Below are 20,708 nucleotides of genomic sequence, written 5' to 3' on the forward strand. Positions count from 1 at the left end.
TACAGTGATCGCGTGGACACCGTCACCGAGCAGCCCCGCACGCACAAGCGACCCGTCGTCGTCACCGTCGTGGTGATCCTGGTCGTGCTGAGCGGCCTGTCGAACGCGCTCCTCGGTCTCACCGTGCTCCTGAGCCGGTATCAGGTGCCCGACGGTGACGTGCTCGTCGTGTCGCTGATCGGCGCGGCCGTCATCCTGTTCGGCCTGCTGACCCTCGCAGTGGCGGCGGCGATCGCCCGCGGCAGTCGTCTCGCCCGCCTGCTGCTGACGATCTACATCGGCGTGCAGCTGGCTCTGCACGTCGTGACGGCGCTCACCACCACGTGGGATTGGGCCGTGCTCGTCCAGTCAGTCGTCGAGCTGCTGGTGCTGGTCGCCGTCTGGGCGCCGCCCGGATCGCGGCACTTCCTCGACCGCTGACCCTCCAGCCACGGCGTTCGACCGGGCGAGGAACCGCCGGTGGATCAGCCGGACGATCTCGATGGCGAGGATCGTCGCGATCGTGACGGCGGCGATCAGGTACGCGGCCCCCTCTCCCGGATCCACGAGCTGGAAGAACTCCCCGGCGAGCGGCACCGTGAACAGGATCGACAGCGCGATGAACATCGCACCCACCACCAGCACCTTGTAGCGGTTGAGCGGTCGCGCCAGCACCGAGAGCACCCAGATCCCGACGATGGCGAGGATGATGGTCGAACCGGTCCGCAGCTGCGGCTCGGTGACGCCGAGCGCCATGGCGCCGCGCGTGTACACGGTCAACGCGATCGCGATCAGGAGGCCTGCGGGGATCGCGAACGCCAGCGAGCGCCGCAGGAACCCGGGGACGTAGCGGCTCGCATTCGGCATCAGCGCGAGGAAGAACGCCGGGATGCCGATCGTCAGGCCGTCCGTGATCGACAGCTGTCTCGGCAGGAACGGGAACTCCAGCACCATGACGCCGAAGAGCACGGCGAGCGTCGTCGCGTAGACGGTCTTCGTCAGGAAGAGCATCGAGACGCGCTCGATGTTCGCGATCACCTGTCGCCCCTCCGCGACGACGTCCGGCAGGTGCGAGAACTGTCCGTCCAGCAGCACGAGCCGCGCGACGGCCTTCGTCGCCGGCGACCCGGAGTTCATCGCGATGCCGATGTCGGCCGTCTTGATCGCGAGCGCGTCGTTCACGCCGTCGCCGGTCATCGCGACCGTGTGTCCGCGCGCCTGCAGCGCGACCACCATGCGCTTCTTCTGCTCGGGGGTCACCCGGCCGAAGACGGTATGCGCTTCGAGCACCGGACCGAGCTCGGCGTCGTCCTCCGGGAGCTGCCGTGCGTCGTAGCCCTCTCCGGCATCGAGACCCACCTGCCGGGCGATCGCCGCGACCGTGCGCGGATTGTCTCCGGAGATCACCCGCACTCCGACGCCCTGCGCGCGGAAGTACGACAGCGTCTGCGCGGCATCCGGGCGCACCTTCTCGCTGAACGTGATGACGGCCACCGGGACGAGGCCCGTCGGAAGCGTCTCGGACTCCTGCGCGGCGGAGGAGTAGGGATCCGCGGTGAACGCGAGGACGAGCGTGCGCAGGCCCTCCGCGGCCAGGCGGGTGACGGCTTCGCCGACCTCGGTCCCGGCATCCGTCGCCGCGTCTCCCAGCACCATCTCGGGAGCGCCGAGCACCCAGGTCTCGTCGCCGCGGTCGGCGAACGAGAGGGCGCTCCACTTGCGCGCGGACGAGAAGGAGACATAGACGGATGCGTCGCGCGGCGCCGATGCGGGGAACGGCTTGCGCAGGCACCGCGCTGTCGCATTCGCATCCGGAGCGCCGCCGAACCAGGCGAGCGCCGCCTCCCACTCCCCCGTCGCCGAACCGAGCTCGAGCAGATCGCGGTAGGCGAGCTCGCCCTCGGTGAGAGTGCCGGTCTTGTCGAGGCAGATGATGTCCACGCGCGCGAGTCCCTCGACGGCCGGCAGCTCGTTGACGAGCACCTGCCGAGCAGCGAGTCGCGCGGCACCGACGGCGAAGGCGATCGACGTCATCAGCACGAGGCCGAGCGGGATCATCGCGGTCAACGAGGAGATCGTGTTGACGATCGCCTGCGTCCAGGTGCCGGTCTCCCACGCCGACACCCAGCCGCCCGCGACCATCATCTGCGCGTTCAGGACGAGGAGGCCGATCGGACCGATCCCCCAGCCGACCCACTTCAGCACACGGTCGATCGACGTGCGCAGCTCGGAGGACACGAGAGAGAAGCGCTTGGCCTCCTCGGCGAACTTGTTGGCGTAGGAGTCCGCCCCGACGCGCACGGCGCGCGCGATGCCGTCACCCGCCACCACGATCGAGCCGGACAGCGCCTCGTCGCCGTCGTTCTTGTCGACGGCATCCGATTCGCCCGTCAGCATCGACTCGTCGATCTGGAGCGCACGGTGCTCGAGCACGACGGCATCCGCGGTGACCTGATCTCCGGCGCGGAGCACGAGGATGTCGCCCTGGACGACGTCGGCCGGAGAGATCTCGATATCCTGCGAATCCCGGCGCACTCGTGCGCGCGGCGCATTCAGCAGCGCCAGCCGGTCGAGAGCCGCCTTGGCGCGGAACTCCTGCCAGCATCCGATGATCGCGTTGCCGAAAGCCGCGAGGCCGAAGAGCGCGTCCTGCCAGCGACCGAGGAGGAGCAGGACGAGGAAGCAGGCGCCGACGATCCCGTTGAAGAGCGTGAAGACGTTCGCGCGGACGATGTTCCACGCGCTGCGGCTGGAGTCGCCCGCGAACGCGTTGGTCCGGCCGTCCGCCGTCAGCTCGGCCACGCGCGCTGCCGTGAGGCCCGTCCGGGGGTCGGTGTCGAGGTCGTCCTGCTGCTGCACCGCCGTGGGGGACTCCATGCGCCCCATATTAGGGGCGGGCAGAACTCGAGCCGGGTTCGGCCGCGCATCACTCTCCCGGGGTGACGCGCCGCGCGCGAGCACGGCGCGAGAATCACCAGCGAGCGCAGGGATTCCGCCCCGCGCCCCGTCATGCCGCCCGTCGGCAGAGAGGTGTGAATCATGTCCTCCACCAGAGCGTCGACCGGATCCTCGGCCTGGACGGGATGGGCGGCTTTCGCCGGCGTCATCATCCTCATCAGCGGCATCTTCGGACTGCTGCAAGGTCTCGTGATCCTGCTCGGGCCGCGGGCCTCCTATGTCGTGGTCGACGGATCGCTGTTCCTCTTCGACGTCACCGGGTGGGGATGGTGGCACGTCGTCATCGGAGCGCTGCTCACGATCACCGCGTTCGCACTGTTCAGCGGTGCGACGTGGGCGCGCGTCGTCGCCGTCATCCTGGCGGTGATCAGCGCCGCCGGGCAGCTGCTCGTGATGCCGCTGCAGCCCTGGTGGTCGGTCATCGTGATCGCGATCGACGTGCTCATCATCTACGCCCTCACCGCGCACGGTCACGAGCTCTCTGAACGGCGCGCGCCGCATCAGCGCGGGAGCATGGTGTGACCGCACAGCTGCGCGTCAGGCAGGTGCTGCGCCACCCGTTCCGGAACGCGGAGTCGCGGGAGTCCGCCGCGCTGCTCATCGCCGCCGGTGTGCTCGTCGTCGCGACCGTCGTCTCGCTCCTGGTCTTCCGCGGCGGACCTCTCCCGATCGCGGGCCCCGGGTCGATCGGGCAGTTCGTCGCCCTCGCCGCCGCCGTCACGGCCTTCGGCGTCTTCATCGCCGCCGTGACGGTGTCGCACGCCGGCCCGCAGGACGCGCGGGCACTCCCCCGCATGCGATGGTTCGACATCGCGAGCATCGCCGCGGCGCACGGGGTCATCGCGCTGCTCGGCTGGATCGGCATGGCGAACATCGTGGAGCGCAGCTTCGTCGGCGCCGTCGTGTTCCCGGTGTCGGCAGCCCTGCTGGCCGGAGTCGCGATCGCGGTCACCGCCTATCTCACGACGGTGTCGGCGATGAGCATGACCCCGACGAGGCTGTCGCTGGTGCTCATGGTCTTCCTCGTGGTCGGGGTGTTCGCGAGCATGCTCAGCGCCACCGACCCCCTCTGGTGGCAGAAGAACCTCAGCACACTCGGGGTCTCCGACGACATGTCGGCGCTGGCGTTCAACCTCACCGTGATCATCGCGGGACTCATCGTCACGACCATCGCGCACTTCGGCACGATCGACATCCCCGTCGACACCGAGAAGGCCCGACGCGGACGGCGCGTCGTGCGGATCGAGCTGCTCCTGATGGGGGTGTTCCTCGCGGGCGTCGGCCTCTTCCCCGTCGACACCCACTTCGCGATCCACAACACCGTGGCCTCCGGGATGGCGGTGCTGTTCGTCGCGCTCGTGATCGGCCTGCGGTGGCATGTCCCCGGCACTCCCCGGGTGTTCCTGATGCTCGGCTACGCCTTCGTGCTCATCATCGTCGTGCTCGCCGTCCTGTTCACCACCGGCTACTACAACCTGACGGCGGTCGAGCTGATCGCCTTCCTCATCATCTTCGGCTGGCTGATGCTGTTCCTCCGCAACACGGCCGCCGCCGGCACAGGGGCCGACGGCGGCGAGCGCCGGACGGATGCCGTCAGCGAGCCAGCGCCTTCCCCTTCAGGGTCTCGTACTCTCCCGCAGTGATCGCACCGGAGTCGAGCAGCGCCTTGGCCTTGGTGATGTCGTCGGCGGGCGACGCCGTGCCGGCGGTCTCGCGGATGTAGGCGGTCTGCGCCTCACGCAGAGCGCCCATCTCTGCCGCGCGGCGCTCCGCCATCCCCTGTCCCCGGGCGATGAGGTAGACGAGGGCGGTGAGGAACGGCAGGAACACCAGGAAGATGATCCACACCGCCTTGAGCCAGCCGTTGAGCGACTGGTCGCGGAAGATGTCGCCGATGATCGTGAACACGACCATCAGGTAGGAGATGAAGACGAAGGACCAGAAGAACCAGGCGATGAGATCCCAGATGAACATGATTTTCTTCCTTTGCTCGGGGACACGACCGTGCCGGAACCGAAGCTAGTGAGCGGACGACCGGGCGGCGTCACCCTGCCCGGGTGACTCAGCGGTCCGCGACCGGATTCACCGAGATCACCTCGATGTGCAGGTCGTCGAAGGCGCCGAGCAGAGCGAGCAGGCGCGGTTGATCGATCACCGGACCGACGATGCTCGTCACACCGCCGTCGCGGAGCCCCACGGTGAAGCCGTCGAGCGCGCCGGCGAGCTCCGCGCTCAGCCGTCCGCGGACGATCACCTCGAAGGTCTGGACCATGCGGCCCCCTCTGATCAGCCGCCTCGGACGGCACCTGCGAACGTCGGTCCACCCCATGATCGACCGACGCGACCTGATCGTCCTCACCCCCTCTGGATGATCTGGTCGCGCACTGCGATACTGAGCGCGAGAGCGCGATGACCGTCTTCCCCCATGTGCCGGTTCACGCCGTCGATCGTCCGCGGTTGCGCCGCCGACTCGACGCGGCGCTCGGCGCGCCCTTGAGCACGATCGTCGCCCCGGTGGGATCCGGCAAGACGGTGCTGCTCTCGCAGTGGGTCGAGTCGCGCCCTGATGTGCGGTTCGTCTGGCTCGAGCTGGAGGCCGCCGACGACGATCCGCAGCATTTCGTCGCCCGCCTGCTCGAGGGATTCCGCAGCGATCCCCGCAGTCGTCACGACCTCGGGACGCCGCACGCCCTGAGCGACAAGGCGCTCGGCCGACCGGTGCTGGAGGCGCTCCTGGCCGTGTTCCGCGAGCATCCGGGGACGACGGTGATCATCGACGACGCGCATGCCGTGTCCAACTCCGCGCTGCTCGCCGACATCTGGTGGCTGGCGGATCATCTGCCGGAGGAGAACCACATCGTGCTGTCCTCCCGGGTGGATCTGGGCTTCCCGTGGAGCCGGCACCGGCTGCGGCACTCGCTTCTGGAGCTGCGACAGTCCGACCTCGCGCTGGATGACGACAGCGCGGCCACGCTGCTGCGGCGGATCATCGGCAGCCCGGTGAGCGCGGCGACCCTGTCGGCCGTCATGGAGCGGACGGAGGGATGGGCGGCAGGAGTCCAGCTGACCGCGCTCGGGCTGCGCGATCAGGACGATCCGGAGGGTTTCGCTCAGCACCTCCGCGGCACGGATCTCCTGATCGCCGACTACCTCAGCGAGCAGGCGCTCGCGCAGCAGTCGCCGGAGCGCCGGGACCTCCTGCTGCGCCTGTCGTCGCTCGATCGGATGTCGGCCGAGCTCATCGAGTCCGTGCTGCACCTCGACGACGCCGCGCAGCTCCTCGAGGAGCTCCAGCACGATTCGATGTTCCTGGTCTCCCTCGACGAGCGCAGGGAGTGGTTCCGCTTCCATCACCTGTTCCGCGATCTGCTGCACTACCGGCTCCGCGCGCGCGGCGACGGCGAGGAGACCCGGCTGTTGATCTCAGCGGCGGAGTGGCACCTCCGGGAGGGCGACCTGCCGTCGGCCATGGCGTATCTCCTCCGAGCGCGGGAGTGGGATCGCGTGCTCGATCTGCTCCTCGCGAGCGGCCGCGACGTGTTCGAGCGCAGCAGGACGCTGTCGGTGAGTCGATGGCTCGACGCGGTACCGGCGGAGGTCCGCGCCGAGCGCCCGGACGCCGAGATCCTGCGGGGGATCGTGCTCGGGATGAGCGGCGATGCCGTCCGCGCGGAAGACGTCCTCCGTGCGCAGAGCGCGCGCGACGACCTGACCGCAGCCCAGTCCGCGGTCGTGCACGCCTACATCGCCGCGCGGGTGCAGTTCCGGTCGGAACCGGAGATCGCCCTGCGCGCGGCGAAGACGTCGATCGCCTTCCTCCGGCACGACCCGACGCTGCGGCCGCCCGACATCCTCGGACTGATGCATCCGTCCTTCCTGCACACGCTCGCGCGCACGTCGGGGGGACGGGCGCACTTCCTCTCCGGCGACTTCGTGCGGGCCCGGCGCTGGTTCGACGACGCCCTCGCCGGCCCCGGCGCCGAGTACTCGCCCTACCGCGTGCATCTCCTGGGCTCCATCGCGCTGCTCGACGCGTGGTGCGGTCGCGTGTCGCACGCCTCGTCGCTCGCCCAGGAGGCGCTCGAACTCGCCGCCGATGCGCAGCTGCTCGCCCACCCCGCACCGGCGGACGCCTACCTCGCGGCCGCTCTCGCCGCCGTCGAGCGCGGAGAGCCCGGCAGCGCCGCGTTGAATCTGCACGAGGGCGTCGTGCGTGCGGAATCGAACAGACGCTCGCAGCTGCTGTGGATCGCTCACCTCGTCCGCACGCTGATGGATGCCGATGAGCCTCCGACCGCCCTGCCCCAGGGCATGGGCCGCCCTCCGGCGATCGTCGATGCGGCGCTGCGTGCAGAGGACGCTCGCACGCTGCGTGCCCAGCGGTCGTCCGCGCCGCTCGACGTGCCGACGGGTCGTTGGTCCCCACTGCTGGTCGAGTCGATCGCGGCCGCGCTCACGGAACGGAGACCGACGATGGCCCGCCGTCGCCTGGCGTGGACCGCGCCGGATCCGGACGCTGCTCCGCGGGAGAGGGTGGAGCGCCTCACCCTCGAGGCCTGGCTCGCCGCGTCGGAAGGCGGACCATCCGCCGCGCGGGACCTGCTGTCCGAGGCCCTCGCCGTCGCCGAATCGAACGGGCTCGTCGCGGTCTTCCCGCGCATGGGCCCCGAGGTCGTCCGACTCATCGCCGAGCTTCCGGGTGCCCCGTCGCGATTCCGCACCACGGTGCTGCAGCGCGCACGCGAGAGCCATCAGCGACGAGTCACCTCGCCGCTGCTCGCGGAGCAGCTCACCGACCGGGAGCTGGAGATCCTCGCGCATCTGCCCTCGCGCATGACCAACACGGAGCTGGCGGCGCAGTGCTTCGTCTCGGTCAACACGATCAAGACCCACACGGCCCACATCTATCGCAAGCTCGACGTCGCCAACCGCAACGGCGCCGTCGCGCGGGCGCAGGAGCTCGGCATCCTCTGACGCGCAAATCGCCCGGAAAGGATGACGCGGGCGATATACCGGCACCAGCAGAGTGACACGATGAGCGACGCGACACCGCCCGCATCCGAGCCGCCGGATTCCCCTCCGGCGCTCCCGCCGCCGCGTCGCCTCAGCATCCTGACCGCGCTGGAGCATCCCTTCGGCCTGGGGTTCGCTCTGGTCCTGGGCGGACTCGCCGCATTCGTGCTCGGCGTCGCACTCACGTCGCTTTCGACCATCCTCATCTACATCGCATTGGCGATCTTCATCGCCCTCGGACTCGATCCCGTGGTGAAGCGGCTCGAGCGGAACGGCATGTCGAGGCCGCGCGCCATCGCGGTCGTCTTCGGCGTCTTCCTCGTGGTCGTCATCGTCGTGCTCGCCTTCATCGTGCCTCCCGCCCTCCGGCAGATCGCCGAGTTCGCCCGCTCGATCCCCTCGGCGATCGCGCAGTTCCAGGCCTCCGACTGGTACCGGGGATTCGAGGCGCAGATCGGCGACGTCGTCGGCACCGCGCTCGATCAGCTCTCGGCCTTCCTCGCCGACCCGGGCAATCTGCTGCTGCTGGGCGGCGGTGCGCTCGCGATCGGCTTCGGCATCGGGAACGCGATCTCCGGGATCCTCATCGTCATCGTGCTGACGCTCTACTTCCTCGCGTCGCTGTCCACCTTCCAGACGAGCTTCTATCGCCTCGCGCCGGCGCGCGACCGGCCGAAGGTCGCCGAGCTCACCGAGACCATCACGGACTCGGTCGGCGCCTACCTGATCGGGATGGTGGTCCTCGCGGCCTGCAACGCCGTGTTCGCGACGATCCTGCACTTCGCGCTGGGGCTGCCGTTCCCCGCCTTCATGGGACTCGCCGCCTTCCTGATCACCCTCATCCCGCTCGTGGGACCCGTGCTCTACTGGATCATCGCCTCGGTGCTCGCGCTGTTCACCGACCCGCTCCTGGCGCTGATCTTCGCGGTGCTGTACCTGATCTACATGCAGTTCGAGGCGTATCTGCTCACCCCGCGGATCATGAACAAGGCCATCGCGGTGCCCGGCGCCCTCGTCATCATCGGCGCGCTCGTCGGGGGCACCCTGCTCGGACTGCTCGGCGCCCTGGTGTCGATCCCCGTCGCCGCCGCGATCCTGCTGATCATCAAGCAGGTCACCATCCCCCGGCAAGACGCCAAGACCTGAGGTCGGAGTCCGTCATGAGCACACCGAAGATCGCGGAGCTGCAGAGCCGACTGGCCGCCCTCGAAGAGGAGAACGCCGTGCTCCGCGGCGGCCTGCCGGTGTCCGGCCCGGGCTCCCCCGCGCCCGCACGGAGACGGCGGACCTGGGGACGGACGCTCCTCGCCACGGTGCTGATCACGCTCGGCGCGCTCCTCGCCCCTGTCGCGGTCGTCGCGACGTGGACGCACGTGCAGCTCACCGACACCGAGCGGTTCGTGAACGGATTCGCGCCGCTCGCCGACGACCCAGCCGTGCAGTCGGTGGTCACGACCCAGGTCGTCGCCGTCATCGGCGAGCAGATCGACATCCCCGCGCTCACCGCCGACGTCATCGACGGCATCATCGACCTCGGCACCGGCGAGCGCGCGACACGGGCACTCGAACTCCTGAAGGGTCCGGCTGCCGAGGGTGTGCAGTCGCTCGTCACGACCGTCGTGACCCGGTTCGTGGAATCCGACGCGTTCGCGGATGTGTGGGCATCGGCGCTGCGCGTGACCCACGCGCAGGTGACCGGAGCGCTGCAGAACGATCCGAGCGCAGCGGTCACCCTCGGTGAGGGCGGCACGATCGGCATCCAGCTCGCCCCGATCATCGACCGCGTGAAAGAGGTGCTCGTCGATCAGGGCATCGGCTTCGCCTCGTCGATCCCGGCCGTCGATCGCACCGTCGTGGTCGCGACATCCGACGCGCTGCCCACCGTGCAGCTCGCGTACGGCCTGGCGGTCGCCGCGGGACTGTGGCTGCCCTGGGTCGCGATCGCCCTGCTGATCGCCGGAGCCCTCGTGGCTCACCGCCGCTCAGTCGCGACGATCGTGTCGGCCCTCGCGCTGGCCGCCTCGATGCTGATCCTGATCGCCGGGTTCGCCGTGGGTCGTGTGTTCTTCGATGCGGCCATGCGCTCGGGTCCGATCCCCGCCGATGCGGCGGGCGTGATGTACGAGACCCTCGCGGGGCCCATGCGCGACACCGCCGTGGCCGTGCTGGTGCTCGCCGTCGCGGTCGCCGTCGTCACCTGGTTCAGCGGCCCGTTCGGGGTGCCGCGGCGACTGCGTGCCGCCGCACAGGCGGGCGCTGCCCGACTTCGGGCGGGCATGGCACGGCACGGGGTGACAGCGGGGCGTGCGGGCCGCTGGCTGCATGCCCAGCACACCCTCCTCCGTGTCGTGATCGCCGCCGTCGGCGCCGCCGTGGTCCTCCTCGTGCGTCCCCTCACGTCCGGCCTCGTCGTGTGGACGGTCGTGCTCGCCGCGATCGTCATCATGATCCTGGAGATCGTGGAGATCCCTCCGGACGAGACCCGCGCCGTGACCCCGGATGCAGACGATCTCGTCGCCGAGCGATCCGAGGCGTGACATGGCGAAGGAACGCAGGTCGCACGACGACGCGGAGACGACCGCCCCGCTCCCGGCCGCCCCGGACTTCGTCCTGCGACGGAGCAGGGGGCGGGATGCCCGAGCGCGGGCGCCCCGATCGGCGCAGGGGCCCTGGGTCGCGCCGCCCGGACGCAGCGACCCGATCGCACTCCTCGAGGAGCAGGCGGAGTCGCGCGTCTCCGAGCTCGTGCCGATCCGGTACGCGCGGATGGCCGCGTCAGCGTTCGCGTTCTATCGCGGCGCGGCGCTGCCGATGGCCGCCGATCTCGCGACCGCGGCGCACAGCGGCGTCATCGTGCAGCTCTGCGGAGACGCGCACCTGTCGAACTTCGGCGTCTTCGGCACCCCGGAGCGGCAGCTGATCTTCGACATGAACGATTTCGACGAGACCCTCCCCGGACCGTTCGAGTGGGACGTCAAGCGACTGGCGACGAGCTTCGCCGTCGCCGGACGGCAACGCGGATTCACGCCGTCGGAGATCCGGGAGTGCGTGGAGCAGGCGGTCCGCGGCTATCGCATCACCGTCAGCAGGGCGGCCGACGCGTCGGTGCTCGATGCCTGGTACGACCGGTTCGATGCGGACAGTGCGCGACATCGCATCCGATCGGAACGACGACGTCGGCGAGCCGATGACGAGGCTGTCGAGCGCCTGGAGGCCGCGCTGCGGAAGGCCCGCAAGCGCGACCGCAGGAAGTCGTTCTCGAAGCTGGTCGGCGTCGAGGACGGACAGCTCCGCATCACCGCGGACCCGCCCCTGATCGTCCCCGTGGAGGATCTGGTCGACGGCGTCGACGACGTGGACGACGCCGGGGCCATGCGGGAGATCCTCGACGCCTACCGTCAGACGCTTCCCGGAGCACGGCATCCGCTGTCCGAGTATCGATACCGGCACATGGCCAGGAAGGTGGTGGGAGTGGGCAGCGTGGGCACCCGAGCCTGGGTCATCCTGCTGAGCGGACGGGACGACGACGATCCGCTGCTGCTCCAGGCGAAGGAGGCGCAGCCCTCGGTGCTCGAGCGCTTCCTGGGACCGAGTCGGTATGCCGGATCCGGCGAGCGCGTCGTCAGAGGTCAGCGACTCATGCAGGCCGCGTCCGACATCTTCCTCGGGTGGCAGCAGGTCACGGGACTGGACGGTCGAACACGCGACTTCTACATCCGGCAGCTGCACGACTGGAAGGGCGGGATCGATCCGGAGACGATGACGCCGCGGGGTGCCGCGCTCTATGCACGCGTCTGCGGCGAGACCCTCGCGCGGGCTCACGCGCGCAGCGGTGACCGTCTCGAGATCGCCGGATATCTCGGCAGGGGGCGTCGGTTCGAGGATGCCGTCGTCGCGTACGCGGACTCGTACGCGGACCAGAACGATCAGGACCACGCCGCGTTCCGGGAGGCGCTCGCATCCGGGCGGCTGCCCGGCGGCGAGCGGGAGAGCGCGGAACCGTGACAGCGACGACGCGACGCGGGGATCCGGTGGCGCGCCATCGCGCGCGCTACACCGTCGTCCGCGATCGCCACGGGGTCGCGGGGTACACCGTCGCCCTCGCGCTGCTCGTGCTCTCGTACGCGCTGTGTGCCACGCAGCGATCCACCGATCCGAGTCCGTTCGCCTTCCTGCTCATCCTCGCGACCGTCGCCGTCATCTTCCACGTCACGGCGGTGCGCGCGATGATCCAGCACGTCGCCTGGGTCGTCCTGGCCGCAGCAGCCGTCGCGACGACGCTCGGAACCGTGTTCGGGGCCGCCGGGCACGTGCTGGACGTCGTCTTCTCCACGGCGTCGATGCTCGCCCTGCTCGTCGCCCCGGCCGCGATCGTCGCCCATCAGGCGAAGCGGCGCGGCTTCAACCTCGAGGCCCTGCTCGCGACGATCACGGCCTACGTGCTCGTCGGCCTGTTCTTCGCCTTCCTCTTCAATCTCCTGTCGCTCGTGACCTCGACGCCCATGTTCGGCGAGGGCAGCGAGGAGTCGCTCTCCAATCAGCTGTTCTTCTCCTTCACGACGCTGACCACGACCGGATATGGCAACATCGCGCCGGTCACCGCGGGCAGTCAGGCCGTCGCGGTCGCCGAGGCGATCACGGGCCAGCTGTTCCTCATCACCGCCGTGGCCCGCATCATGCGCGGAACAGGCGACAGGAGCGCGATCGACCGCGCACGCACCGCGACTCCGGAGGAGATCTCATGAGGAGATGGAACGTCGTCATCGTGCTCGGCTGCGCGCAGTTCGTCATGGTGCTCGACGGCACCGTGATGAACGTGTCGATCTCGACCGTCGTCGTCGACCTCGACACGACCGTCGCCGCGATGCAGGGGGCCATCACCTTCTACACGCTGACCATGGCGGCGTTCATGCTGCTGGGGGCGAAGCTCGGCGACGTGTGGGGTCGTCGCCGGGCCTTCGTGATCGGATCGTGCGTGTACGCGGTCGGCTCTCTCGTGACCGCGCTCAGCCCGAACGTGCAGACGCTCTTCCTCGGGTGGTCGGTCATCGAGGGGCTCGGGGCCGTGCTCGTGATCCCGGCGATCGCCGCTCTCGTCGCGGACAACTACCAGGGGCGCGACCGGGTCACGGCGTTCGCCGTGATCGGCGCCGTGTCGGGCGCGGCGGTCGCCGCAGGCCCGTTGATCGGCGGTTTCGTCACGACCTACTTCGACTGGCGCTACGTCTTCGTCGCCGAGGTCGTGATCATGATCGTCGTGGTGCTCTGCGCTCGAGTGATCACCGATGCGACACCGCGCACGAGCATCCGCATCGACCTGCTGAGCGTCGGACTGTCGTCGGCCGGGCTCGTCGCCGTCGTCTTCGGGATGCTGCAGAGCAAGATCTGGGGCTGGATCGTGCCCCTGCGCATCCCCGTCATCGGCGGCGTCGACGTGGCGCCGCTCGGCATCTCGCTCACCGCATGGCTCGTGGTCTTCGGCGTGCTGCTGATCGCGCTGTTCATCGTCCGGCAGCGCCGGCTCGTGCGCCTCGGGCGACCGCCGCTCGTGAACGTCGAGATGTTCGGGATCTCCTCGCTCCGCAGCGGGCTCTCGGTGCTCGGTGCGCAGTACGCCGTCACGGCCGGTCTCTTCTTCATGGTGCCGGTCTACCTGCAGATGACGCTCGGGCTCGACGCGCTGGAGACGGGGATCAAGATCTTCCCCCTGTCGGTGGCCCTCGTGCTGTTCTCGATCGTGGGGACCGGGCTCTCGAAGCGGATGTCGCCGCGGACGATCGTGCGGATCGGACAGCTGCTCCTGGTGTTCAGCTCGCTCGTGCTGCTCGGCTCGGCGACCAGCGATCTGCGGAGCGGACTCTTCGCCGCCGGCATGTTCCTGTCCGGGGCAGCCCTCGGGCTGCTGGCTTCGCAGCTGGGGAACGTGAACATGTCGAGCGTCTCCGCGAAGGAGACGAGCGAGGTCGGCGGGCTGCAGGGAGTGTTCCAGAACCTGGGTTCGTCGCTCGGCACCGCCTTGATCGGCTCGATCCTGATCGGAGCGCTGTCGACGTCGTTCGCCTCGGGCGTCGCGGAGAGCGATCTGCCCGCAGAGACGCAGACACAGGTGAGCGCCTCGACGGAGCACGGCGTCACGATCGTCCCGGCCGCCGACGTGCCGAAGATCGCCGAGGCCGCCGGCCTCAGCGAGGATGACGCGGATCAGCTCGCGCAGATCTACCGCGACTCGCAGCTCTCGTCGCTGCGGGTGGCGTTCTTCGGCCTGATCATCATCAGTCTCCTGGCGCTCTTCTTCTCCCGCGGCATCCCGAGCGGGATCGAGGTGCGTCGACGCACGGAGGCCGCCTGAACTTTCGTTAAATTGTGCACAACTCAATTGCGTGACATACTCCAAGTATGGCCGTGACCGATGAGATGGTGTGCTTCTCGCTCTACTCCGCCGCCCGCGCCACCACCCAGGCGTATCGTGCGCTGCTCGCCCCCTGGGGGCTGACCTACCCGCAGTACCTCGTGCTCGCCATCCTCTGGCACGAAGGCGACCAGACGATCGGCTCGCTGGGCGAGGCGATGCAGCTCGACTCCGGCACCCTGTCGCCCCTGGTGCGCCGCCTCGAGCAGGCCGGCCACGTCACGCGATCGCGCCGCGCGGATGACGAGCGGGTCGTCACGGTGACCCTCACCGCCGACGGCCAGTCGCTGCGCGGCGAGCTCGCGTCCATCCCCGCACAGGTGGCCGGCTTCTCCGGCATCCGCGACGACGAGCACCGCCGCCGACTCATCGCCGAGTTGCAGGAGCTCACCGCGCTGCTGCAGGACGCGACCACGAACGCCGCCGCCGCGCACGCTCGCGGCGGCGAATGACCACCGATCGAAAGGAAGAACCGCACCCCATGGAAGCTCTCTACACCGCAGAGGCCCTCGCCACCGGAGCCGGACGCGACGGCCACGTCGCCACGAGCGATCGCCGCGTCGAGTTCGATCTCGCGATTCCGAAGGAGATGGGCGGAAGCGGCGATGGCGCGAACCCCGAGCAGCTCTTCGCCGCCGGGTACGCGGCCTGCTTCCACTCGGCGCTGCAGAGCGTCGCCCGCGCCCAGAAGGTGCGCATCGCCGACTCCTCGGTGGGCGCGCGCGTGCAGATCGGCCAGAACGGTCGTGGCGGGTTCGGCCTCGCGGTCGAGCTCGAGGTCGTGATCCCCGAGATCCCGCACGAGCAGGCCCAGGCCCTCGCGGACGCCGCGCACGAGGTGTGCCCGTACTCGAACGCGACCCGCGGCAACATCGATGTCACCATCACCGTCTCCGACGACTGACCCGAGAGGCAGAACCACCATGCGCGCACTCATCCATTCCACATTCGGCACGCCCGAAGAGGTCCTCGAGGTCCAGGAGCGCCCCGTCCCGGAGCCCGGTCCCGGTCAGGTGCGCCTGCGCATCGTCCTCTCTCCCATCCACAACCACGATCTCTGGACGGTCCGCGGCACCTACGGCTTCAAGCCCGAGCTTCCCGCCGCCTCCGGCACCGAGGCGCTCGGCATCGTCGACGCCGTGGGCGAGGGTGTCGAGCACCTCGCCGTCGGCCAGCGCGTCGCCACCGGCGGCACGTTCGGCGCCTGGGCCGAGTACATCCTCGCGAGCGCGGCCGGACTCGTCCCGGTACCCGACTCGCTGCCGGACGAGAGCGCCGCCCAGCTCGTCTCGATGCCCTTCAGCACGATGACCCTGCTGCAGTTCCTGAACGTGACGGAGGGCGACTGGATCGTCCAGAACGCGGCGAACGGCGCCGTCGGGCGGATGCTGGCTCAGCTCGGCGCCGCCCGCGGCATCAACGTCCTCGGACTCGTCCGCCGTTCCGCCGGCGTCGACGAGCTCCGCGCGCAGGACATCGACAACGTGATCGCCACCGACCAGGACGACTGGAAGGAGCAGGCGGCCGCTCTCATCGGCGATGCCCGCGTCGTGGCCGGCGTCGACTCGGTCGGTGGAGCATCCGCCGGACAGGTGCTCTCGCTCCTCTCCGAGGGGGGAACGCTCGTGGCCTTCGGGGCCATGGACTCCCCCACCATGGAGATCGCGTCCTCCGACGTGATCTTCAAGCAGGCCACCGTGAAGGGCTTCTGGGGCAGCAAGGTGATCCCGGCGCTCGATCCGGCCGACCGCAAGGCCCTCTTCGGCGAGCTGTTCCAGCGCATCGCCGACGGAACCCTCACGCTTCCCGTCGCGGGCGTCTTCGACGCCGCCGACATCGCCGAGGCCGTCCGCGCCAACGGGACCCCCGGCCGCGTGGGCAAGGTGCTGCTGAAGTTCTGACGCGCATCGGGAGGCGGCCGGCGACGCCCCCTCCCGTTGCCCAGTGTCCGACCCCGGGTGCACACTCCCCTCATGGAGATCACACTCGCTCAGCCCGAGGGGCTCGTCGTCAGCCCGGCATTCAGTCACGTCGCCGTCGTGCCCCCGGGTGCGACCACGATCTACGTCGGCGGTCAGAACGGCGTCGACACCACGGGAGCCGTCGTCTCGGCCGATGCCGCCGAGCAGTCGGCTCGCGCCGTCGAGAACGCCAGGATCGCATTGGAGTCGGCCGGCGCGGGTCTCGGCGACGTCATCAGCTGGACCGTCCTCATCCATCAGGATGCCGATCTGCGCGCCGCCTACGGGGCCGTCGCGTCGAAGCTGGCGCGTGAGGGGGCGCCGCCCCTGGTCACCGCGGCACTCGTCGCGGGTCTCGGCGTCCCGGGAGCATTGATCGAGGTCAGCGCGGTGGCCGCGGTCATCCGCTGAGGCGCGCGGTCTCCGAGCGTGAGCGCCGGGCGCGGACCCACCTGTCGATGGCGACGGCCGCCCATGCGCCGCCGAGACCGATGATGACCACCACGCCGAGCGTGACGAGCGCGTAGGCCCCGGAGGTCACCGAGCTCTCGACGAGAAGCCTGCTCACGACGGGCGAGACCAGAGCCAGCAGGAGGACGACGTAGGCGGCGGGTGTGCGCTCCCTGACGATCAGCCACCCGCCGAGGCTCACGAGGAGCGTGATCAGCCCCTGATCAGTGACGAACTGCCAGACGCTGATCGGCTCGACGATGTTGCCCACGCCCCGTTCGATGCCGATCGTGGCCCAGAGCAGCAAGGTCACGCAGGCCAGGGTGACGGCGCCGAGACGCCGCGCGGCCGAGGTGGGGAACATCGCGAACGACACGATGTACAGGCCGAGACAGACCAGGAACTCGAAGACGTCGACGGCCGGGATGTCGGTGCCCAGGACCCCGGCGTAGTTCTCCGCCTGGATGAACGCGTCGAAGCTCGTGACGATGTTCAGGTAACCCGCGAACAGCACGCCGCCCATGCTCGCGCCGTATCGCGCATTCCTGTCGAATCGCACTCGCTCCGCCATGCCTAGACCTTAGCGATATATCCGTCGTCGACGGTCGACGCTCGGCGGTCCTGCGCGTTGCTACTATGCGAGAGGAGGTGCGGGTGGAAGACACAAGCAGCACGCAGGCGGACGGGGACTCGTCCTCGCCGCAGTCACGTCGTGACTTTCTTCGTCGAGCGGGAATCGGCGCCGCGGGTCTCGCGATCGGCGGGTCGGCAGGAGCCGCCGTCACCGCGGCGGCCACCGCCAGTCCGCCGGAATTCGCACCGCTTCCGACGCGCAAGGTCCCGGGATTCGATCACGTCGTCGTGGTCATGTTCGAGAACCGCAGCTTCGACAACATGCTCGGCCACCTCTACAGCGCCGAGGAGAAGTCGAAGGACGAGTTCGACGGACTCGCGCAGGGCTCGTACTCCAACCCCGGTCCGGACGGCGAAGCGATCGAGGCGCACATCTACTCCGGCTCCACAGACCACATCATGCAGTCGCCGCAGCCGGACCCCGGTGAGCACTTCCCGCATGTGAACACCCAGCTCTTCGGCACGGTCGATCCGGCGGGCAACGCCCACATCCGGAAGAACGGCCAGATGCCGCCGTTCAACACGCCCCCGACCGGAGCGACTCCCACGAACGACGGCTTCGTGCGTGACTACGTCATCAACTTCGAGCTCGACAAGGGTCGACCTCCGACGGCCGACGAGTACCGGATCGCGATGGGCGGCTTCAGCCCCGAGATGATGCCCGTGCTCTCGACCCTCGCGCGCGAGTTCGCCGTCTATGACGCGTGGCACGCCGCCGTTCCGTCCCAGACGTTCTGCAACCGCCTCTTCTTCCATGCCTCGACCTCTCACGGGTACGTCACGAACCACGGCGGCGACGGGTACTACAAGTGGATCGACGGGCCGGCGGCACCGACGATCTTCAACCGCCTCGAGGAGGCGGGCATCCCGTGGCGCATCTACTACGACGGATCGCAGCTGGTCTCGCTCACGGGACTCCTGCACTCCCCCGTGCTGCAGCCGTACTGGAAGACCAACTTCCGGGAGATGAGCCAGTTCTACGAGGACGTGAAGAGCGGCGATCTCCCGGCCTACAGCTTCATCGAGCCCCGCATGGTGTTCAACCACAACGACATGCATCCGCCGTGGGGCGCGCACGTCCGCGAGACCGACGTCGAGATCGACGGCGAGACCGTGCCGGTCTACAACAGCGCACTGTCCGATGTCCGCGCCGGCGATCGGCTGGTCCAGGACATCTACGACGCGATCCGCACGAGCAAGTCGCACAAGGGATCGAACGCGATGAACACCGCTCTCGTCATCACCTTCGACGAGCACGGCGGGACGTACGACCATGTGGCCCCGCCGCAGACGACGCCTCCCGACCGCAGCGGCCCCGGTGAGATGGGGTTCGTCTTCGATCGGCTCGGGGTGCGCGTGCCCGCCATCGTGGTCAGCGCCTACACGGCCCGAGAGACCGTCATCCACGATGAGATGCACCACGGCTCGATCATCAACACCCTGTGCCGTCAGCACGGGCTGTCGCCCCTGACGCTGAGGGATCAGACGGCGAACCCGATCTTCAACGCGATCAACCTCACCGAGCCTCGGCAGCCGTACACCTGGCCGAAGCCGCGCGCGCTCTACGTCGGGCGCAATCCGGAGGAGGATGATGCGACCTCGTCCGCGACCAAGCACAAGCACCGCCCGCTCACGGCTCCGGCCGTCGGCCTCACGGGCCTCCTCCTCGCCCGCTACAACCCGGGTTCGAAACCTCCCAAGACCTACGGCGAGGCGTACGAAGCGGTCACCCGGTACGGATCAGGGCTCTTCGGCGTCTACGACGAGTGAGCCTCGGCTCCCTGCTCAGATCCGGCCGCGCACCGGCGTCCGCTCGACGGGGTCGCCGTCGTCCGGCATCGCCATCTCCACGCGGACGCCCAGCAGGCGGATCTCGCGCTCGGCGTCCAGAGTCGAGCCGAGCGCGACAGCCGCGTCGATGACGTCGTCCCGTCGCTCGGTCGGAGAGGCGAGCTTGCGGCCCAGCGTCTTCGTCTCGAACGGCGCGTACCGAACCTTCAGATGGACGCGGATGACCGGCCGCCCCTCGGCTGCGCAGTCGTCGAAGGCCTGCCCGGCGAGCTCGCGGAGCGAGGCCTCGACCTCCGCCGTGGTCGTGAGGTTCTGCTGAAAGGTCGTCTCCCGACTGTGGCTGCGCGCGATCCAGGGCGTGTCGTCGACGACGTGCGGCCCGAGGCCGGATCCGAGGCCGTGATACCAGACGCCCATCTTCGGGCCGAACTCCGTCACGAGCTCCTGCTCGTCGGCATCCGCGAGCTCTCTGACCGTCTGGATGCCGTGATCGGCGAGGCGCTTCTGCACCTTCGATCCCACGCCCCAGAGATCACGCGTGGGCTTCGCACCCATCACCTCGAACCAGTTCTCCTCGGTGAGCCGGAAGGTGCCCCGGGGCTTGCCGAACTCGGTCGCGATCTTGGCGCGCACCTTGTTGTCGCCGATGCCGACCGAGCAGTGCAGGCCGGTCGCGTCGAGCACGGCCGCCTGCGCATCGCGCGCCGTCTGCTCCGGGTCGTCGGTGGTCACCCCGAGGAAGCACTCGTCCCAGCCGATCACCTCCAGCACGACGCCGGGGAGGGTTCGCAGCGCTGTCATGACCTCGGCGGAGGCGGCTGCGTACGCCTCGTGATCCACGGGCAGGAACACCGCGTCCTCCGGCGCCTTCCGCGCGGCGATCTTGAGCGGCATCCCCGAGCCGATGCCGAACTCCCGCGCCTCGTAGGATGCGGTCGAGACCACGGCGCGCTCGGTCGGGTCGCCGCGTCCGCCCACGATCACAGGACGGCCGGCGAGCTCGGGGCGGCGCAGCACCTCGACAGCGGCGATGAACTGATCCATGTCCACGTGCAGCACCCAGTCGGCCATGCAACGAGTGTGGCGGCTGGTGGACCGGATGTCACCCCTCTCAGCCGAGAGCGATGCCGATCGCCGTGCCGATCACGGCGAGGAGCGGGAGCGTCCCCTGCATCACCGCGGCACGGATCTTCGTGCGGTCCGAGAGCACCAGCACGAGCGCGGCGGCGGCCATCATGCCGGTGCCGGCGAAGACGAGCGTCAACCCGACGGTGGGTGACCCGACGATCACGAGACCGATGCCGAGCAGCGTCGTCAGCGCCAGGAAGAGGTTGTAGAAGCCCTGGTTGAAGGCGAGCTGCTTCATCGTGACGGCATCCGCCTCGCTGGCGACGCCGAAGATCTTCCTCGTCTCGGGCTCGGTCCACTTCAGCGACTCGAGCGCGAAGATGAACACGTGGAAGGCCGCAGCGGCTGCGGCGAGGACGAGACCGACGATGAGCATGGACCGATTC

20 protein-coding genes are annotated in these 20,708 nt (G+C 69.3%); 14 read left to right on the forward strand and 6 right to left on the reverse strand.

The window, feature by feature from the left end:
* Positions 1 to 12 precede the first annotated feature (12 nt).
* Positions 13 to 420, forward strand: coding sequence for a hypothetical protein (locus LBN7_RS01365; protein ID WP_116635283.1), 408 nt, complete (start codon positions 13 to 15; stop codon positions 418 to 420).
* Here LBN7_RS01365 and LBN7_RS01370 read toward each other — a convergent pair.
* Positions 349 to 2,856 carry an HAD-IC family P-type ATPase gene (locus tag LBN7_RS01370; RefSeq protein WP_407360742.1) on the reverse strand — a complete coding sequence of 836 codons (2,508 nt, stop codon included), beginning with the start codon at positions 2,854 to 2,856 and terminating at the stop codon, positions 349 to 351. The two genes, LBN7_RS01365 and LBN7_RS01370, sit on opposite strands and share 72 nt — an antisense overlap.
* 162 nt (positions 2,857 to 3,018) lie before the next feature.
* Here LBN7_RS01370 and LBN7_RS01375 point away from each other — a divergent pair, with 162 nt between their 5' ends.
* Both LBN7_RS01375 and LBN7_RS01380 read left to right on the forward strand, forming a co-directional pair.
* Positions 3,019 to 3,459: a hypothetical protein gene (locus LBN7_RS01375; protein ID WP_341945698.1), complete on the forward strand. Its 441-nt coding sequence runs from the start codon at positions 3,019 to 3,021 to the stop codon at positions 3,457 to 3,459.
* Positions 3,456 to 4,580, forward strand: coding sequence for a DUF998 domain-containing protein (locus LBN7_RS01380; RefSeq protein ID WP_407360743.1), 1,125 nt, complete (start codon positions 3,456 to 3,458; stop codon positions 4,578 to 4,580). The genes LBN7_RS01375 and LBN7_RS01380 overlap by 4 nt, the downstream gene beginning before the upstream one ends.
* Here the strand turns inward: LBN7_RS01380 and LBN7_RS01385 are convergent.
* Positions 4,531 to 4,911, reverse strand: coding sequence for a PLDc N-terminal domain-containing protein (locus tag LBN7_RS01385; RefSeq protein ID WP_407360744.1), 381 nt, complete (start codon positions 4,909 to 4,911; stop codon positions 4,531 to 4,533). The genes LBN7_RS01380 and LBN7_RS01385 overlap by 50 nt on opposite strands.
* A gap of 88 nt (positions 4,912 to 4,999) precedes the next feature.
* The gene (locus LBN7_RS01390) at positions 5,000 to 5,209 is read right to left on the reverse strand and encodes a hypothetical protein (RefSeq protein WP_116635288.1); all 210 of its coding nucleotides are present in this window, start codon (positions 5,207 to 5,209) and stop codon (positions 5,000 to 5,002) included.
* 137 nt (positions 5,210 to 5,346) lie between these two features.
* On the opposite strand from LBN7_RS01390, the gene LBN7_RS01395 reads away from it, so the two are divergent.
* The 10 genes from LBN7_RS01395 to LBN7_RS01440 all read left to right on the forward strand — a co-directional run bounded on the left by LBN7_RS01395 (position 5,347) and on the right by LBN7_RS01440 (position 16,731).
* Complete coding sequence (locus LBN7_RS01395) at positions 5,347 to 7,911, forward strand: LuxR C-terminal-related transcriptional regulator (RefSeq protein WP_407360745.1); 2,565 nt, start codon at positions 5,347 to 5,349, stop codon at positions 7,909 to 7,911.
* A 60-nt stretch (positions 7,912 to 7,971) separates the two neighbouring features.
* Positions 7,972 to 9,096 (forward strand): AI-2E family transporter, encoded by a 1,125-nt coding sequence (locus tag LBN7_RS01400; protein WP_407360746.1) that lies wholly within the window; start codon positions 7,972 to 7,974, stop codon positions 9,094 to 9,096.
* 14 nt (positions 9,097 to 9,110) lie between these two features.
* Positions 9,111 to 10,487 (forward strand): hypothetical protein, encoded by a 1,377-nt coding sequence (locus LBN7_RS01405; RefSeq protein WP_407360747.1) that lies wholly within the window; start codon positions 9,111 to 9,113, stop codon positions 10,485 to 10,487.
* Position 10,488: 1 nt separating this feature from the next.
* A complete protein-coding gene (locus LBN7_RS01410) occupies positions 10,489 to 11,955 on the forward strand; it encodes a DUF2252 domain-containing protein (protein ID WP_407360748.1) in 1,467 nt (488 codons plus the stop codon).
* The gene (locus LBN7_RS01415) at positions 11,952 to 12,695 is read left to right on the forward strand and encodes an ion channel (protein ID WP_407360749.1); all 744 of its coding nucleotides are present in this window, start codon (positions 11,952 to 11,954) and stop codon (positions 12,693 to 12,695) included. The genes LBN7_RS01410 and LBN7_RS01415 overlap by 4 nt, the downstream gene beginning before the upstream one ends.
* Entirely contained in the window at positions 12,692 to 14,299 is a 1,608-nt protein-coding gene (locus LBN7_RS01420) for an MFS transporter (RefSeq protein ID WP_407360750.1), read from the forward strand. The genes LBN7_RS01415 and LBN7_RS01420 overlap by 4 nt, the downstream gene beginning before the upstream one ends.
* Positions 14,300 to 14,346: 47 nt before the next feature.
* Complete coding sequence (locus LBN7_RS01425) at positions 14,347 to 14,811, forward strand: MarR family transcriptional regulator (protein WP_341945706.1); 465 nt, start codon at positions 14,347 to 14,349, stop codon at positions 14,809 to 14,811.
* Between the two features lie 29 nt (positions 14,812 to 14,840).
* Positions 14,841 to 15,263, forward strand: a complete 423-nt coding sequence (locus LBN7_RS01430) for an organic hydroperoxide resistance protein (RefSeq protein WP_341945707.1) — start codon at positions 14,841 to 14,843, stop codon at positions 15,261 to 15,263.
* 19 nt (positions 15,264 to 15,282) lie between these two features.
* Positions 15,283 to 16,260 (forward strand): zinc-binding dehydrogenase, encoded by a 978-nt coding sequence (locus LBN7_RS01435; protein WP_407360751.1) that lies wholly within the window; start codon positions 15,283 to 15,285, stop codon positions 16,258 to 16,260.
* 72 nt (positions 16,261 to 16,332) lie between these two features.
* Positions 16,333 to 16,731, forward strand: a complete 399-nt coding sequence (locus LBN7_RS01440) for a RidA family protein (protein WP_116635295.1) — start codon at positions 16,333 to 16,335, stop codon at positions 16,729 to 16,731.
* Here LBN7_RS01440 and LBN7_RS01445 read toward each other — a convergent pair.
* Positions 16,721 to 17,341 carry a hypothetical protein gene (locus LBN7_RS01445; protein ID WP_341945709.1) on the reverse strand — a complete coding sequence of 207 codons (621 nt, stop codon included), beginning with the start codon at positions 17,339 to 17,341 and terminating at the stop codon, positions 16,721 to 16,723. The two genes, LBN7_RS01440 and LBN7_RS01445, sit on opposite strands and share 11 nt — an antisense overlap.
* An 83-nt stretch (positions 17,342 to 17,424) precedes the next feature.
* Between LBN7_RS01445 and LBN7_RS01450 the strand changes: the two genes are divergently transcribed.
* Positions 17,425 to 19,173 (forward strand): alkaline phosphatase family protein, encoded by a 1,749-nt coding sequence (locus tag LBN7_RS01450; RefSeq protein WP_341945710.1) that lies wholly within the window; start codon positions 17,425 to 17,427, stop codon positions 19,171 to 19,173.
* A gap of 15 nt (positions 19,174 to 19,188) precedes the next feature.
* Here the strand turns inward: LBN7_RS01450 and LBN7_RS01455 are convergent, their stop codons facing one another.
* Together LBN7_RS01455 and LBN7_RS01460 are read right to left on the reverse strand one after the other, a co-directional pair.
* On the reverse strand, positions 19,189 to 20,265 hold the full coding sequence (locus LBN7_RS01455; protein WP_341945711.1) for a DNA polymerase IV: 1,077 nt from the start codon (positions 20,263 to 20,265) through the stop codon (positions 19,189 to 19,191).
* A 40-nt stretch (positions 20,266 to 20,305) separates the two neighbouring features.
* Entirely contained in the window at positions 20,306 to 20,698 is a 393-nt protein-coding gene (locus LBN7_RS01460; RefSeq protein WP_116635298.1) for a DUF1304 domain-containing protein, read from the reverse strand.
* Positions 20,699 to 20,708: the final 10 nt, after the last annotated feature.

Source organism: Microbacterium sp. LBN7 (genome assembly GCF_045690345.1).
Taxonomy (GTDB): Bacteria; Actinomycetota; Actinomycetes; order Actinomycetales; family Microbacteriaceae; genus Microbacterium.